General features: G+C 36.0%; 14 protein-coding genes and 2 tRNA genes. All 16 read right to left on the bottom strand.

What is annotated here, in order from left to right:
• Nucleotides 1–26: 26 nt before the first annotated feature.
• The 16 genes from ftsH to RCJ96_RS26315 all read right to left on the bottom strand — a co-directional run bounded on the left by ftsH (nucleotide 27) and on the right by RCJ96_RS26315 (nucleotide 17331).
• Nucleotides 27–1928, bottom strand: a complete 1902-nt coding sequence (gene ftsH, locus RCJ96_RS26390) for an ATP-dependent zinc metalloprotease FtsH (protein WP_074606829.1) — start codon at nucleotides 1926–1928, stop codon at nucleotides 27–29.
• An 85-nt stretch (nucleotides 1929–2013) separates the two neighbouring features.
• Nucleotides 2014–2556, bottom strand: coding sequence for a hypoxanthine phosphoribosyltransferase (hpt, locus tag RCJ96_RS26385; RefSeq protein WP_000981838.1), 543 nt, complete (start codon nucleotides 2554–2556; stop codon nucleotides 2014–2016).
• The gene (tilS, locus tag RCJ96_RS26380) at nucleotides 2553–3983 is read right to left on the bottom strand and encodes a tRNA lysidine(34) synthetase TilS (protein WP_074606827.1); all 1431 of its coding nucleotides are present in this window, start codon (nucleotides 3981–3983) and stop codon (nucleotides 2553–2555) included. The genes hpt and tilS overlap by 4 nt, the downstream gene beginning before the upstream one ends.
• A 225-nt stretch (nucleotides 3984–4208) precedes the next feature.
• The gene (spoIIE, locus tag RCJ96_RS26375) at nucleotides 4209–6680 is read right to left on the bottom strand and encodes a stage II sporulation protein E (protein WP_001123528.1); all 2472 of its coding nucleotides are present in this window, start codon (nucleotides 6678–6680) and stop codon (nucleotides 4209–4211) included.
• Nucleotides 6681–6939: 259 nt separating this feature from the next.
• Nucleotides 6940–7011 (bottom strand) — tRNA-Glu (locus RCJ96_RS26370).
• Between the two features lie 13 nt (nucleotides 7012–7024).
• Nucleotides 7025–7098, bottom strand: a tRNA-Met gene (locus tag RCJ96_RS26365).
• A gap of 160 nt (nucleotides 7099–7258) precedes the next feature.
• Nucleotides 7259–7741 carry a S1 domain-containing RNA-binding protein gene (locus tag RCJ96_RS26360; RefSeq protein ID WP_000021452.1) on the bottom strand — a complete coding sequence of 161 codons (483 nt, stop codon included), beginning with the start codon at nucleotides 7739–7741 and terminating at the stop codon, nucleotides 7259–7261.
• 87 nt (nucleotides 7742–7828) lie between these two features.
• The gene (gene divIC, locus RCJ96_RS26355) at nucleotides 7829–8188 is read right to left on the bottom strand and encodes a cell division protein DivIC (RefSeq protein ID WP_074606825.1); all 360 of its coding nucleotides are present in this window, start codon (nucleotides 8186–8188) and stop codon (nucleotides 7829–7831) included.
• On the bottom strand, nucleotides 8185–8838 hold the full coding sequence (gene yabQ, locus RCJ96_RS26350) for a spore cortex biosynthesis protein YabQ (RefSeq protein WP_000059762.1): 654 nt from the start codon (nucleotides 8836–8838) through the stop codon (nucleotides 8185–8187). The genes divIC and yabQ overlap by 4 nt, the downstream gene beginning before the upstream one ends.
• On the bottom strand, nucleotides 8835–9143 hold the full coding sequence (gene yabP, locus RCJ96_RS26345) for a sporulation protein YabP (RefSeq protein ID WP_001059101.1): 309 nt from the start codon (nucleotides 9141–9143) through the stop codon (nucleotides 8835–8837). The genes yabQ and yabP overlap by 4 nt, the downstream gene beginning before the upstream one ends.
• 58 nt (nucleotides 9144–9201) lie before the next feature.
• The gene (locus tag RCJ96_RS26340) at nucleotides 9202–9477 is read right to left on the bottom strand and encodes an RNA-binding S4 domain-containing protein (RefSeq protein ID WP_074606823.1); all 276 of its coding nucleotides are present in this window, start codon (nucleotides 9475–9477) and stop codon (nucleotides 9202–9204) included.
• A gap of 14 nt (nucleotides 9478–9491) precedes the next feature.
• Nucleotides 9492–10952 (bottom strand): nucleoside triphosphate pyrophosphohydrolase, encoded by a 1461-nt coding sequence (gene mazG / locus RCJ96_RS26335; RefSeq protein WP_416504748.1) that lies wholly within the window; start codon nucleotides 10950–10952, stop codon nucleotides 9492–9494.
• A gap of 12 nt (nucleotides 10953–10964) precedes the next feature.
• A complete protein-coding gene (locus RCJ96_RS26330; RefSeq protein ID WP_270796674.1) occupies nucleotides 10965–12566 on the bottom strand; it encodes a putative polysaccharide biosynthesis protein in 1602 nt (533 codons plus the stop codon).
• A gap of 230 nt (nucleotides 12567–12796) precedes the next feature.
• Entirely contained in the window at nucleotides 12797–13333 is a 537-nt protein-coding gene (gene spoVT / locus RCJ96_RS26325) for a stage V sporulation protein T (RefSeq protein WP_000648302.1), read from the bottom strand.
• A 136-nt stretch (nucleotides 13334–13469) separates the two neighbouring features.
• On the bottom strand, nucleotides 13470–17000 hold the full coding sequence (gene mfd / locus RCJ96_RS26320) for a transcription-repair coupling factor (RefSeq protein ID WP_000579716.1): 3531 nt from the start codon (nucleotides 16998–17000) through the stop codon (nucleotides 13470–13472).
• A gap of 106 nt (nucleotides 17001–17106) precedes the next feature.
• Nucleotides 17107–17331 (bottom strand): anti-sigma-F factor Fin, encoded by a 225-nt coding sequence (locus RCJ96_RS26315; protein ID WP_000399440.1) that lies wholly within the window; start codon nucleotides 17329–17331, stop codon nucleotides 17107–17109.
• Between the last annotated feature and the right edge of the window lie 20 nt (nucleotides 17332–17351).

Genomic DNA, 17351 nt, shown 5'->3' with positions numbered 1-17351 from the left:
AGTGACTATCGTCACTCCTTCATCTCTTACTTATCTTCTGATTCTTCATCGTCCTTCTTCATGTTGATGTTTACTTTCACATCAGTTGAAGATGTTGGACGTTCTGGCAATCTGCCATAATCACATAAATGATTGATTTGCTCTGCATCTAACGTTTCTACTTCAAGTAACGTTTTCGCAATAAGATCTAGTTTATCACGATTGTCAGTAAGAATTTGTTTTGCACGAGCATAACATTCTTTCATAATCGTTTGCATTTCCATATCGATTTCGTGTGCAATCGCATCACTATAGTTTTGTTCTGAATGGAAGTCTCTTCCTAAGAACACTTGACCACCTTGTGAGCTACCAAATTGCATTGGTCCAAGCTTATCACTCATACCAAATTCCGTAACCATACGTCTTGCAATACCAGTCGCACGTTGGAAGTCATTATGAGCACCTGTACTTACTTCACCAAATACAATTTCTTCAGCTACTCGACCACCAAGTAAACCAGTGATTTTATCAAGTAACTCTGGTTTTGTCATGAAGTAACGATCTTCTTTCGGAAGCATTACTGCATATCCACCAGCTTGACCACGAGGGACAATTGTTACTTTATGAACGACATCAGCTTCATCAAGAACAACACCAATTACAGTATGGCCCGCTTCATGGAAAGCAACGATATTACGTTCTTTTTCAGAGATAACACGACTTTTCTTAGCCGGACCTGCAATAACACGATCCGTTGCTTCATCAATGTCACTCATATCAATTTTCTTCTTATCTTGACGCGCAGCTACTAAAGCAGCTTCGTTTAATAAGTTTTCAAGATCGGCACCAGAGAATCCCGGTGTACGAGTTGCAATTGCTCTTAAGTTGATATTCTCATCAAGCGGTTTATTACGAGCATGTACTTTCAGTACAGCTTCACGGCCATTTACATCTGGACGATCTACTGTAATTTGACGGTCAAAACGACCTGGACGTAATAATGCTGGGTCAAGAATATCAGGACGGTTTGTCGCAGCGATGATAATAATACCTTCGTTTGCACCGAATCCATCCATTTCAACAAGCAATTGGTTTAACGTTTGCTCACGCTCATCATGGCCACCACCAAGACCTGCGCCACGTTGACGTCCTACCGCATCAATTTCATCAATGAAAATGATACAAGGAGCATTTTTCTTTGCGTTTTCGAATAAATCACGTACACGTGATGCACCGACACCGACGAACATCTCTACGAAATCAGAACCACTGATAGAGAAGAACGGAACGCCTGCCTCACCTGCAACAGCACGTGCTAGTAAAGTTTTACCTGTACCTGGAGGTCCCACTAATAGAACACCCTTCGGAATACGGGCACCAACTTCAGCAAACTTACGAGGATCTTTCAAGAATTCAACTACCTCAACAAGCTCTTGTTTCTCTTCATCCGCTCCAGCAACATCTCTGAAACGAACTTTTTTCTTTTCGTCATTATATAACTTCGCCTTACTTTTCCCGAAGTTCATAACACGGCTACCGCCGCCTTGAGCTTGGTTTAATAAGAAGAAGAATAAAATGAAGATAATGACAAACGGAATGATAGAAGTAAAGAAGGTTACCCAAGCACTTGTTTCTTCTGCTGGTTGATACTTAACTTCAGCACCTTGCGCTTTATCATTAATTTTCTTTTGTAATTCCTCAGTATTTGGTGCATAAGTAACAAATTGTTCTCCCTGGCTAGAGTTATTAAATTGTCCTTTTACTTCAAACACACCATTTTTCGGTTGAAGTTGCACATTACGAACTTCACCTTTTTCTAGTTTAGTAATGAATTTATCGTAGCTAACTGATGTCGTTTTTTGTGTCGAACCATTAAAATAGCTCACGATTCCAATTACTACTAGGAATATCAGTAAATAAAAGATGGTATTACGGAAGATACGATTCATTCCTAACCTCCTCTCACGGCATAAACACTATAGTAAATCGTAACATAGAAAAACTTTCCTATACAATTGTGACGCCTGTATTTAATTAATTTGAGTAAACGCTTGGTTTTAATACTCCTACATAAGGAAGATTACGGTACTGCTCTTTATAATCTAATCCATATCCTACAACAAATTCATGCGGTACAGTAAATCCAACATAATCCGCTTTCAAATCTACCTTACGGCCTGTTGGTTTATCTAATAACGTAACAATTTTTACAGACTTCGCTTTACGATATTTAAATAGGTCTACTAAGTAACTTAGCGTAAGACCGCTATCAATAATATCTTCAACGATTAAAATATCGCGACCTTCTACAGAAGTATCAAGGTCTTTTAAAATTTTTACTTCGCCTGTTGAAACAGTTGAGTGACCGTAACTAGATACAGCCATAAAGTCCATTTCAAGATATGTATCTGTTCTCTTTAATAAATCTGCCATGAATGGCATTGCACCCTTTAGTACACCAATCGCAAGAGGTACTGTGTTTTTATAATCCTCTGCAATAATCGCGCCTAATTCGAGCACCTTTTCTTGTATTTGCTCTTCAGAAATTAATACTTTTTCGATATCTTGATTCATCATTTCATTATCCTCCCGGAAGACTCCTTGCTTTTGTAGTGAATAATCATATATTTATCCTTCTTTGCTGTCTCTTTCGAGATAGCAAATGCAGATCGCTTCAACAAGGGTAACCAAATAACATTCCCTCTTGCATCACAAACGACCGGCCATTCTTCTCTTTTTTCTCTTGGCACTTTCGCTTCGATAAAAATAGCTTTTATCTTTTTAGTGCCATTCATACCTTGTATTGACATGCGATCTCCATTTTCTCTAGACCGAATACGAAGCGGATATGATATATCATTATACTTAGCAACAAATACTGTTTCATTCATGTCACTTGGTATATCTTCGCTCACCTCTGTTACAAGTTTATCCCCGTTCGATAGCGTAATTGTCCCGGGAACTGATAAATCCTGTAAAAAAGGGGAAACAATTTCTTGTTTAAATCCAAAGCTACACTCCTCGTATGCGCGAACAATTTTTAAATCACCTGGGAAATCAAGTGAACCCGAAGGTTGTGTCCGCTTAAAAAACTCAATCACTTTGTCAATATGTATAGAGGAAAGAGAAGATGGAATCTTATATTCATAAAGATAGTTTAATATTAGTTGAATCCCTCTTCTTTGTAAAGGCATAGACATGGATTCAAAGGCAGGAATTGATATGCTAATTTGTTTATCACTTTTTTTTGTAATTACTTTATTCATTTTCTCAAAAGCTAATTCCTGCAAATACGCCTCATCCTCTTGCATCTGCATGCTAAATTTTTGGAATTTCTCATGCACTTGTGGGTTTTCTTCTTTCAAATGAGGAAGAACATATTTACGTAATCGATTCCTTGTATATACTTCCTTTTTATTACTTGGATCTATACGAGGAATTATTTTCAGCTTATTACAGTAATCAACAATTTCTTCCTTTGTTACTCCAAGTAACGGCCTAATTAAATATCCATTATGAAAAGGACGCTTCACTGCAATTCCTGCATATCCTTTCGGAGTACTCCCTCGTACAAGACGCATTAAAATCGTCTCTACTTGGTCATCACCATGATGTCCAAGGGCTACATATCTCGCATCATATTTCTTCATTATTCTTTCCAAAAATGCATATCTGCATTCTCTAGCAGCAACCTGTGCATTCATCCCGTATTGCTGTTGATATTGCGACACATTAATTCTTATCGTTTCGCAAATAACTCCCAGTCCTTTACAAAGGTCCTGCACAAACTGTAGATCCTCATGAGATTCATCACCTCTAAACATGTGATCCACATGCGCCACTACAATTTCAAACTGTTTTGCTGCTCTTTTTTCTAACAAATAATATAGAAGAGCCAAAGAGTCAGGACCACCAGAAACCCCTACAACAATTGTTGAGCGTTCCTTTAATACATCATGCTGCTTTACAAAGTCATCTACCTTTTCAACAAATGTATCTTTCAACTTCGTAATCACCTTTCATTAAACAAGAACAGCAACGTTAGTTACCTTGTTTATAATGGTACAACTTTTACAAACATTGTGCAAAAAAAAGATATACAAAAATTATATTTTTATCTTACATCATCCGTACATATTCACAAAAATAATAACATTATCTTTTAAAGCAAAAAAACCTAGGTATTCACCTAGGTTTTTAGAAAGAAACATTACACTTCAAGTTTCACTTTATTGCGCTTGCATTCCTACAATTGGAATGGTAGCCCACTTCGGCATATTTTTCTTCACTTTGGCTACTACAATAGTCATATCATCATTTATATAACCATCGCCAGATCGAATCACCTCTTCCATAATGATATCAGCAATTTCTTGCGGATCTTCAGTTTGTAACTCTTTAATTTTCCGCTTCATCCATAACTCGTGATTCTCCACATGCTGCGCGCCCTCAAAAATCCCATCACTCATCATAATAAGAATATCACCTGTTTTTAATTGCTCACCCACTACATCAACTTCAACATCCTCGATAATTCCCATTGGTAAATTACTTGCTTCAATTTTCAAAATATTATTTGCGCGTTTAACAAAACTCGGCGTCGATCCAATCTTTAAAAACTTCGCACTCGCATCCCGCAAATCTACCATAGCTAAGTCTAATGTCGTAAACATCTCTTCTGTTGTTCTTAAAGAGAGAATAGAGTTAATAGATTTAATCGCTATCTCCTCATCAATGCCTGACTGAAGTATTTTTTGTAATAATTTCACTGTTTCTTTACTCTCCATATGAGCTCTTTGCCCATTTCCCATGCCATCACTAATTGCAAGGGCATATTTCCCAACACTTAAATCCATCATCGCATAAGAATCACCCGAAACAAACCCACCGCCTTTCGCGGCTGTGGCCAAGCCGGTATCAAGGGAATACGTTTTTGCTGAACCAAATGATATTAAACTGTGGCCGTTCGGATAAGAAGATTTTTCTTCATGTTTCACAACTATGTTTTCCTTCAGGATATCAGAAAGCATTGGTGCAACTAATTTTTCACACTCTCCATGTTCATTAGATGCAACTGGAATCAACATTTCAATATCAATACTTCCTCTATCTAAACAATAAATATCAACATGCTCTATTTCTACACCAAAATCACGAAACGCTTGCAGAATCTGTTCTTCCTGTACTTGATGATTTTCTCTTTCTCTTTGTATCTCCTTAGCAAAATCCTCCATAACTTTTGATACACCTAACAATTGCTCCGCTACTATTCTACGATTTTCTTTCATTTGTTTTCGTAATTTTTGTCCCTCATAGAAGTGATCTAATTCACCCGCTACTAAATCCGTCACTTTCTTGCCTCTTACGCAATGCTTGTCCCATTCACGAACTAACTTCCGATTATGCTGCAGAGTTCCTTCTTCCGTTTCACTCATTATTTGTTTCATATAATCATACGTTTTATCGAAATTAACTACCCAGCATTGGTCCTTTTTAAAGCATGTTTGACATGTTTTTGCAGTAATTGTACTTAAGAACAAATCTGCCTCCGTCTCTTTATCTTCCTCCTCCACATATCCATATACAGAAAAGCTATTAGATAAAGCAGCAAATACATTGGCAAATTGATTGATTTTATTCGCTGTAACATCACGCATTCTTCTTAAATACTGTTGTTGATCTTGCGAATGCTCCTGTGTGCCTGGCATAAATTTAGCAATACGATCCATAACAAGTTTCGGTGTTAATAAAAAGAAAGCAATCGCCACACCAGATTCAATTAAAGTTGTCACAATGTTTGTTTGCTTGTCTACATATAGCGTAATCAAGCTTGTCCCAATTAATAAACCTAAACTAACACCTAAGCGTTTCCCTTCTTTTAACAAACCACCAAGCAATCCAGAAAAAGCAAGCAGACTAAGTTGGGACAAACTAGAGACATTTGCTAAGCTTAATATTAACCCAGTGACGACCCCTACTGTAGATCCTGTAGCCGCTCCTGCGATAAACGCAAACACAAGCACTAAATACCTAGTAAAAATATGTTGAATAGAAGCGTCATATATGAACCAATCTGTTGTACCAGTTAAAACAGATGCTAGTAATATAATTAAACAAACAATTTCTTCTGTCTCTAACGCTTGTTGTTTCCCTTTTCTTTCTACTAAAAGCGGGACACTTTGTAAAAATATCATAGTTAATACGAAGCTAAGCCCTGCCTCAATCGTACTAACGAGTAAATCGTACATGGTAACAGTTTGTTGTGCAAAATATACGACAACTAAATGTGCAGTTAATGCGGAGATAAATACTTGGAATGGTACAAGTCCAACAGTTTTACGTGTAAACCGACTAAAGAAGATATTATAAATGAAGAAAGTAAAAATAGATGCAAAGGTAAAGAATAAATTATCTATCGAAACTGAAAGTGCGCCCCCCATTAGGGCCAAGAATGCGAGCGGCATTTTATCCCGCTTCATAACATAAACAGCAGCAAAAAACGGTAGTGCAAACGGTAAAATGTTTGTTAATATATATGCTCGTCCCAAAAGAAAACCAATAACAACAATAATGAATCCCCATCTAAAGAAAACTTGCTCAAACTTCATTCGCAACTTACTCGTCCACTTTACTCCTCCAAGCTGACCTTCATTCATTGCCAATGCACTTGTATTCATAGTATTCCTTCCTGCTTTAGGCATATTTTTAACACCACCTGCATAGTTTAATTACTGTCATTATAAAAGATGATTATTGGGATTTTTGTCAAAACAACAGTTTTCACTTTTATAATCGTTCGACTTTTTATTCGAAATAACTCTACATATATACACAGTATGTATTTTATTTTTAATATTTTAATCGAACATTCAGAAAATATAGGGTGATTTTGTAGAAGTGTTGTATGTCTTAATTTATTTAACAAAAAAAGATCATGCACATTTGCATGATCTTTTTAGATGACCCGTACGGGATTCGAACCCGTGTTACCGCCGTGAAAGGGCGGTGTCTTAACCACTTGACCAACGGGCCGTTAAATTAAATATAGCGGCGGAGGGGATCGAACCCCCGACCTCACGGGTATGAACCGTACGCTCTAGCCAGCTGAGCTACACCGCCATGTCGTCTTATTTAACGGACAATTAGTATCTTACCTCAGATATAATTTAAAGTCAACACATCTTGAAAACTTTTTTAAAAATATATTTTCACATATAAAAAAGCACCCTGAGCAATCGCCCTGGGCACCTCTCTATATTCTAAGAATTAAACGTTCTTATTATCCGCGACGTGCGCCACGGCCACCACGTTTAGATTCAGTGTTACGCTTTAAAGAAGTTAAACGATCTTCGCTATCCTTTAAGAAACGTGCCATCTTTTGCTCGAATGTTTCTTTTGGAGCACGGTCGTTACCGCCACCACGGTTATCTCTGTTGAAAGAACGATTACGTTGTGGACGTCCAGAACGTTGTTGATCACCACCGCGTTGGTATTCACCACGTGGACGATCTCCTTCTGTTTTTTCACGCTCTTTCGCTTTTTTAATAGATAGACCAATCTTACCATCTTTTTCAACGTTAATAACTTTTACTTCTACTTGGTCGCCCACTTTTAAGTGATCGTTAATATCTTTCACATAATTATCAGCAACTTCACTAATATGAACAAGACCCGTTAAGCCTTCTGGCAGCTCCACAAAAGCCCCAAAATTTGTAATACCTGTTACTTTACCCTGTAACTTGCTGCCTACCTCGATTGACATAAAAAAAATGCTCCTCCTTAGTGGTTAAAAAGTCAAATTTTACTTTATTATATATAATCCTAAAATATAGTGTCAATAAGACATACTCTACTTAGAAACAGGAAAAATTATCTCCCCTTTTCCAGAGAAGAAATAATCCCTTCTAGCAATCTTTAATACGTACTCTTCATCATTTAACTTTTGAACGTCGTCTTTTAGACTCTTTTCTTTGTTCGTTAATGAATCCAGTTCTTTTTTCATGTCCTTAACTTTTGCTTCTTTTGCTTTAATGGAACTGTTTTGTTGATAAAACGTTACACTAATACTCGCAATAATTGTAAAAGCAAAGACAAGAAAAACCGCTAAACGGCGATAAAGTCGCTTCCTGTTCTCATCCGTTTGTATTATATGCTCTTTAACAGGATTTGGACTCTGTTTTTCGATTGTTCTTTGTCTCAGTTCCCTCATTTCCGAGGTCCCCCTAACTTCTTTTTTATACGCTCCCATAATTGGAAGATATGTCCCTTCAATTTTGCTATATATTGCAGGAACCCTACATGCTTCATTATAAAAAGTTTAACACGATTAGGGAGAAGTTTCCATATGAGCGAAGCAATAAATCGAACAGGCCAGAAAAAAACTTTCCATATGAAAAGTAATATCCAAATCACCATTTTCCATAACACATGTCCAATTGAAAGCAGTATACGAAATAAGAATAATATAAATGCAATAAATAGCTGCGCTATAATAATAACAGGTTTTATCATGAGTAGCTGTATAATTTGAACAAAAAAGTGTGTTGTTTGCACAAAAATATAGATGAGAAAATTTAACAGTCTCATGTATATTGCTTTCAACATGCTTTGATATGCCGCAAAACCACATAACAATGCTAAAAATACATATATCCGTAGTTCAGCTTCATTTACAAGAAGTAATACGTAAAAAACGAATAATGCTTGGACAATCCAAAATAGTATATCATGTATAAATACAATCCAACGCTTACGTTCTTGACGTTTTAAAAATCGTTGGTATGTATCTAAAGACGCTCCAATCCAAGCACCCATTCCGATCATTGAGAGCATCGTATACAACTGAATTGTTAGACTCATTTAAACAACTTACTAAAGAAGCCTTTAGTTTTCTCCCCTTGATTCTCATCAATATACAGCATCTCATGAACTTTCCCTTTAATCGATACAACACCTTTTTCTACATCTAAATTTTTCATTTGCAAATTTTGACCGCGAATTGTTAAAAAGCCCATTACGGTCTCAAGTAAAAACTCTTCGCTATCAAAACTCTCTACCTGCTTTACACCGGTAATATCAATTACACGTCTGCCACGCATAATAATATCATGCTCTACAGAAACATTTTGTTGATTAGAAGACATAGGTGAGTAACCATTATTCACGTAAATCCCCCCATACATTTATACTAGCTAATAGTAATGTATGAAGGGATAATCGATTTTAGAACAAGCCTTCTTCGGCCTTTACTTTTTCTTCACGAACTAAGCTATACATATTTGCTGCATCTTCTTTTTTAGTCGTTTCTTTCAATTCATTTATTTTTACAGTTACTACTTTTTGACCAAAACGAATTGTTAATTCATCAGCTACTTTTACATCTGAACTTGCTTTTGCCACTTGACCATTAATGGATATTCTTCCTTGATCAGCTACTTCTTTCGCCAATGTTCTTCTTTTAATTAAACGTGATACTTTTAAAAACTTATCTAGACGCATATTAAATCCCCCTATTAACGCTCTGTTTGTTTTGCCTCTTCCCAGAAAACATCTAACTGCTCTAATGATAGATCTTGCATCTCTTTCTTCATTTCAGCTACCTTTGCTTCCATGTATAAAAAACGACTGACGAATTTCTCATTTGTTGAACGTAACGCTTCTTCTGGATCTATTTTATAATGACGAGCTATATTAACAAACGCAAATAGTAAATCGCCAAATTCACTTAACATCTTCGCCTCATCCATGTTTGTAACTTCTTGTTGGAACTCTTGCCATTCTTCTAAGGCTTTCTCTATCATCGGCTGTACATCAACCCAATCGAAACCAACCTTACCAGCTTGTTTCTGGATTTCATAAGCGCGTAGTAACTGCGGCAAACTTTTTGGAACCCCATTTAAAACAGATTCTTTTACAAACCCTTTTTCTTGTTTTTTAATTTCTTCCCAATTGGCAATTACTTCATCGGCATTATTTACATCCGTATTCCCAAATACATGTGGATGACGACGAACCATTTTCTCAGATAAAGTTCGAATAATATCATCTATAGAGAACCAACCTTCGTCCTCTCCGATTTGGGCATGAAGCATAACTTGTAATAATACATCACCCAGTTCTTCTACTAAGTGATCATCATCCTCTTCATCAATTGCTTCTAATACTTCATAAGCTTCCTCAATTAAATATTTCTTTAAAGATTGATGTGTTTGCTTTTTATCCCATGGACAGCCATTCGGGCCACGAAGATCTGCAATAATTTCTCTAAGCACATCAAACTGTTGATACAAGGACGCACGTTCCTGAACTGGCGGTACGTACACACTCGTTAAATTATTCAACTCCGTTTCATGATCTAACATGTACAACGGTACCTTTTTAACTTGTTCAAATGAAGTTCCTGCAGCTGTTACGATATACACTTCATAATCATCTGGCAGCATCTCCATTAATGTTAATTTCACATCAGATGCAACGAATGCATCATATACTTGGCAAAAGATTAAATGTTGACGTAATTCTAATTGTCCTCTTTCAAATGATGTAGCGTCAATTAATTGGAATCCTTCAATCGGATCAATCTTAAGACTTGCAAACATAGGATCAAGGAAACTTTGCCCACCTTCAATTCGCACTTCAATATTCGCTACTTCACTTTTTTCCAATAGTAGCTGAACCGTTCTTTCCGCTACAAGTGGATGCCCTGGAACAGCATAGATGATTTCTGCACCTTCAGCTTGTTTTAGCAATGTATTCGCAATTGTTTCATATACAATTTCAAATGTATCATGTGCTTCATATACATTGTCAAAAGCAGTATATTGTATACCTTCTTTCTCCAACTCTTCTATAACGGGATGTTCCTTCGTTCTAACAAACATGTGATCTGCTTCTTTTATTTTTCTATATACACCCATCGTTAACTGATCTAATTCACCAGCACCTAATCCTAAAATAGTAATGATTCCACTCACAACCTGTCACCTCTATCCACTCTTCTTCAATGAACCTTCTTTTTTCTCTTTTTTCATAACGGTTCCTATTTCTGCTTTTGTAAATACACGTAATTTTAAAATGAAAAACATATATGCCAATCCGCCGATGGCTACACCTAACAACGCCTCAAGTGTTGCAACACCTCTATGACTTGTATCCATTACTAATCCAGACATTTGCAATACACGCATAAACATTATTAGTACAAATCCCATACCGATACCACTAATAACTATACCTAACATATTCCGTTTGTCGATAAGCGATTCGGATACAGCTCGCATAAGTAATACACTATTTAGTATAGAAATTACAATTAACGCAACTAGCGTCGCAATTGCAGCTCCCTTCACACTAAAATATGGCATTAATATATAATTTAAAGCTAACTTTAAACAACCGCCAAATATAACGAATATTGCTGGTTTTAATGTTTGTCCTAACCCTTGCAAAATAGAAGCAGTTGTAATCGACAATGAACTAAATAAAATAGATAAAGATAAAATAGATAAAACATCTGACCCATCACTATTTTCAAACAACATAATATTCGTAGGTTGGATAATACAAGTTAATCCAATGGCTGCTGCAAATCCGATAACAAATGTTATTTTCATCGCTAACCTTACCTTTTCTCGAATAAAGGTAAGATCCCCTCTTTCCTTCGCTGCTGTAATAATTGGAATAAGCGACAACGAGAAGGAAGTTGTCACGACAGTACCCAATTGCATAAGCGGGATACTTCTGTCATAAACACCTTTTAACACCTTTGCACTTTCAACTGGCTCTCCCGCTCCAATAAGTAGAGAATAGAAAGAAATAGAATCAGCCATTTGTATAAAAATAAGCACTAAGTTACTAACACAAATCGCTAACCCCTGCCAAAACAGGATTTTTATAATCTTCTTTTTCCCTTTAATCCTCTTTACACTTTTGAAGAATATAGAACGAAAGTCATGACGCATATAAAGTATAAGTACGATAATCCCAATCAATCCACCTGCGATTGAACCGAGCATAGCACCTGCACCAACTGTATATAAATCAAATTCGTGAGCAATTAGGAATAGAGATAAAAATACAATAATAGAAACACGAATCGTTTGTTCTATCACTTGCGAAACAGCTGTTGGCATCATATTATTGAATCCCTGGAAATATCCTCTTGCTACAGATAAAAACGGCATCAATATGAATGAAAAGGAAATAACGCGTAATAGCTTATCTAATTGTATATCGCCCATAGCTATCGCAATTGCTTCGGCACCAAAGAACAATGTAAAAAATCCTATGAAACCAATCCCTAATAAAAACCAAAAAGATACACAAATAATTTCCTCTGCTTCTTGTTTTTTCCCTCGCTCTAATCGTTCCGCAACCATTTTTGAAATTATAATAGGGAACCCATAAGTAGCTAAAATTAAACAAAATCCATAAAATGGATAAATTTGTTGGTAAATATAAAAACCAATGTCACCCGCTATATTTTGATATGGAATACGGTAAAAGGCGCTTAATACCTTTGTAACAAAACTTGCGATTGTTAATATAATAGCCCCACGCCAAAAGGCTTGATACTTCTTCGATTCCATGCAAGAAAACTCCTTTTTCTATTCTCACCCCTCGTATTATATCATAAAGAAAAGGACAAGCTTCCTTACCTACACAAGTAAGAATACGTTCGTGCAACGTTAGAAATATTCAATGAAAAAAGGTAGCAAAGCGCTACCTTCATTCAATATACATATATCTCCAAATAATTGATTTCTCAAGAAGAAATATCATAATTAGGAAAGATTGCTACTTCTAAAATCATACACCTTTACTGTTCCATTTGTTTCGCTAAGAAACTGGCAGCAGTATTGACCGCCTTGTGCTCTATTTCGCTTATAATCGCTTCTTTTGAAAAAATAATGACAGCCCCAATTGGGTCTCCATTTGCAACAATCGGCCCAACTGTATAAGAATGAACCTTTTCTGTTACACCATCAATAATGGAAATATCACTTTCATCCGTCATAATAACAGACTTTCTTTCTTCCATCGTTTTTTCAATTAGATCGCCAACGCTTTTATTTAAGTATTCTTTTTTTGATACACCTGATACTGCGATAATAGAATCTCGATCACATACAAGCACATTATGTCCTAAGCTATCATATAAAGCATCTGCATATTCTTTTGCAAAATCACCTAGCTCGCTAATTGGAGAATATTTCTTTAAAATTACTTCTCCATCGCGATCTACAAATATTTCTAGCGGGTCCCCTTCTCGAATACGTAAAGTTCTACGAATTTCCTTCGGGATTACTACCCTACCTAAATCATCAATTCGACGTACGATTCCAGTTGCTTTCATTCTAATGCTGCCTCACTTTCTACTGATGATCAAAGTGGTGAATTTACCTGTTCATGTAAAAATCACCAACTGTTAGACATAGTATTTTACACATTAGTTCTTCTATGCACGTCGAATTGCATTTTTTTATCTAATATTAGGCATTTATGACTTCTTTTTTTACATCTGGCAAGCCTTTTAATAAATTTTCAGCAATTGTTAACCACTTCGATGTCTCTAAGCCATTTGTTTTCATGACGATTTTCAATTGTGATCCTTCCATTCCTAGACCGATCATTCGTCCAAAACTATTTCCAAGCATGAATAATTTTCCGCCATCAATGTTTTGACTCGCTTGTTCTGAGAACAGAATTGTTACTTCAAATTTATTTTGCTTAATTAATTCAATTTGTTCTTTCATTGCTAATACTTTAATATTTGCGATTTGTAATAAGTAACCAACTTCTTGCGGGTAATCACCAAATCTATCTATCATCTCTTCCTGCAATTCTTCAATATCCTCAATTGCAGAAACACCTCTAAACTGTTTATACATCATAATTTTTTGTTTACTATCAGAAATATAAGCATCCGGTAAATATGCATCTACTTCTAAATCAATTTCAACATTAACTGTATTTTCAACTCCGTCTGTTCCTCTACGCTGTTCAATTGCATCTTTTAACATTTGAGAATATAAATCAAATCCGACAGAATCAATAAATCCATGTTGTTCGGCTCCTAACAAGTTACCAGCACCACGAATTGATAAATCTCGCATCGCAATTTTGAAACCAGATCCAAGCTCTGTGAACTCCTTAATGGCTTGCAGGCGCTTCTCCGCAACTTCCGATAACACTTTATCCCGTTTATATGCAAAGTAAGCATATGCAACACGATTAGAACGTCCAACACGCCCACGAAGCTGATACAACTGCGATAATCCCATACGATCTGCATCAAATACAATTAATGTATTTACATTTGGAATATCTACACCCGTCTCAATAATCGTTGTACTTACAAGAACATCATGCTGTCCTTCTAAAAACGATAGCATAACAGACTCTAATTCACTCTCGTTCATTTTCCCATGTGCATAAGTTACACGCGCATCTGGAACTAACATCGAAATTTCATCTGCTTTTCGTTCGATATCCTCTACACGATTATATAGGAAGTAAACTTGACCACCTCTTGCAAGCTCCCGTTCTATCGCTTCTCGCATTAATGCTGGATTATACTCTACTACATATGTTTGAACTGGGAAACGATTTTCCGGCGGCGTCTCAATAACAGATAAATCACGCACACCAAGCATAGACATATGGAGCGTACGCGGAATCGGAGTTGCCGTTAATGTTAATACGTCAACATTTGCTTTTAATTGTTTAATTTTTTCTTTATGCGTTACACCAAATCTTTGTTCTTCATCAATAATAAGAAGACCTAAATCTTTATAAGTAACATCTTTAGATAAAATACGGTGCGTTCCGATTACAATATCTACTGTGCCATCTTTTAAACCTTTAATTGTTTCATTTTGCTGCTTTCTCGTACGGAATCTACTTAATAATCCTATATTGATTGGATAATCTTGAAAACGCTCTCGAATTGTTTCATAGTGTTGTTGTGCAAGGATCGTTGTCGGCACTAAAATTGCAACTTGTTTTTCATCCATAATTGCTTTAAACGCCGCACGAATAGCTACTTCCGTCTTTCCATATCCTACATCACCACAAAGAAGCCTATCCATCGGACGTCCACGTTCCATATCCTTTTTAATCTCTTCAATAGAACGTAATTGATCCTCTGTCTCTTGATACGGGAAAGAGGACTCGAATTCTTGTTGTTCTGCCGTATCCGGTGTATATGCATAACCCTTTGAAGCTTCGCGCTCAGCATATAGTTTAATTAGGTCATCCGCAATGTCTTGTACAGATTTTTCAACTTTCGTTTTGACCTTCTTCCAATCATTTCCACCCAATTTATAAACTTTCGGATCCTTACCCTCAGATCCTACATATTTTTGCACTTGGTCAATTTGTTCAATTGGAACGTATAACTTATCATTACCTTGATATTTAATATTCAAATAATCTTTATGAACACCGTTAATCTCTAATGTTTCAATACCTAAGAATTTACCTATACCATGATTTACATGAACTACATAATCCCCAACTTTTAATTCCGAATAACTTTTAATACGTTCAGCATTCGATAACTTTTGCTTACGTTGTGATTTTTTAACTTTCTTATGAAAAAGCTCTTTTTCAGTAATGACAACAAGCTTTTGCATCGGCATTTCAAATCCTGCATGTAAATCACCTACAGCAATTTGTAACCTTCCAGGCAATAATATATCTGTGCCTTCTACAATATCTGCCTCAATATCATAATCACTTAAAATATGTTGTAGTTTTTTCACACGTTCATCATCTGTACCTAACACAACAGTCGTAAAATGCCCTTCGTTCCATCTATCAATTTCAGTTTTCAACAACTGCATCTGCCCATGGAAATCCTGCATTGTTTTACATGTCACATTCACAATGTTTTGCGGATGTGTATGTGCTATATGACGTAAGAATAACGTTAAATATACAAAACTTCTTTTTTTATGATGAAGAAATTCTTCAAACGAATGAGAGAAAGATAAATCTTGAATGATTGTTCCCTCACCGAGAAGGGATATATACCATTCCGCCTCTTCCGTTTCAAGATGTGATGCTGTTTCTTGAATACGTGAAATCTCATCTAAAATCACAACACCATCTTCTGGTAAATAATCTATCAGACTAGCAGGTTCGTTATAGAAAATAGATAAATATTTAAACATCTGTTCTATACTTTGCCCGTTTTTTAACATCTCAATTTCATGACTTACCGTCTCAAGCACTGTAGTCTTCAACTTATCATCAGAAAGTTTTTGCATCGTCTTAGTCAGACCTTCTTCAAGATGCTTAATTCCTGATTTCAATTCTTCCTGCGAAAATAAAAACTCTGTTGCTGGACCAAATCTAACACTTTCTTTTTTATCTTGAGAGCGCTGTTCATCCACATCAAATAATCGAATAGAATCGACTTCTGTATCGAAAAATTCAATACGAAATGGTAACTCTTCAGTTAGTGGATATATATCTAATATTCCCCCACGCAAACTAAATTCTCCAGGAGCTTCTACCATAGACTTACGCTCATAGCCAATATGATGTAAAGTATGCAAAAATGTATCTAAATCAATCTCTTGCCCTAGACTGATTTCGATTTGCCTTTGCTTCCACAACTCTTTCATTGGTAAAAATCTGCGTAGCCCTGCAACTGGTGCTACAATAATCCCATGCTCTCCTGCAGCTAAGCGATTTAAGACTTCAATACGTTGCGCCTTCAATTCTGGGCTTGCAACACCAAGTTCTGATGCTATCAATTCATTTACTGGATATAGCCATACATCTTTTTCACCAAGTAACGCCACTAAATCTTCATGTACTTTTTGTGCTTGGTATAAATTATGCGTCACAATAAGTTGTGATTTTTTTGTTTTTTTATATAAGGCCGCCATTAATAACGAACGAGAAGAGGTTGCCATACCTGATACAAGTTGCTCTTTTAAACCATCTTCTAATCCATTAATGACCGATTGGATCTCTTCATTTTTATAAAATTGCTCTAATAAACCTATCATTTTCAAAACCCCTCTCAACATAAAAGAGCAAGCCACTATATTTTATGCAAATATTTCGGAAAAAGAAAACAGAAAAATGCTTTGGACATGCCAAAGCGACAACATTTTATTGCAGAAATTTTTCATATTCATAATACTCAGGATAAGATGCGAGCGTTTCTTGACACAATTCACAAATCGTTTTTATATATATATTTCCATTCTCATGAAAATGAATCATTTCTACTACTTCTTGCTCTGTTAGTTGAAATAAAACGTCGCTATATACTTTTTCTGCGGTAACGGAGCCTACATTACTCCCGCAATGTCTGCAATAATAATACCCTTCCATACTAGCCTCCTAAAAATCCA

It is taken from the genome of Bacillus sp. BSL6 (assembly GCF_052928345.1).
The sequence above is the reverse complement of the archived record's forward strand: the minus strand, read 5'-3'. Positions and strand labels throughout refer to the sequence as shown.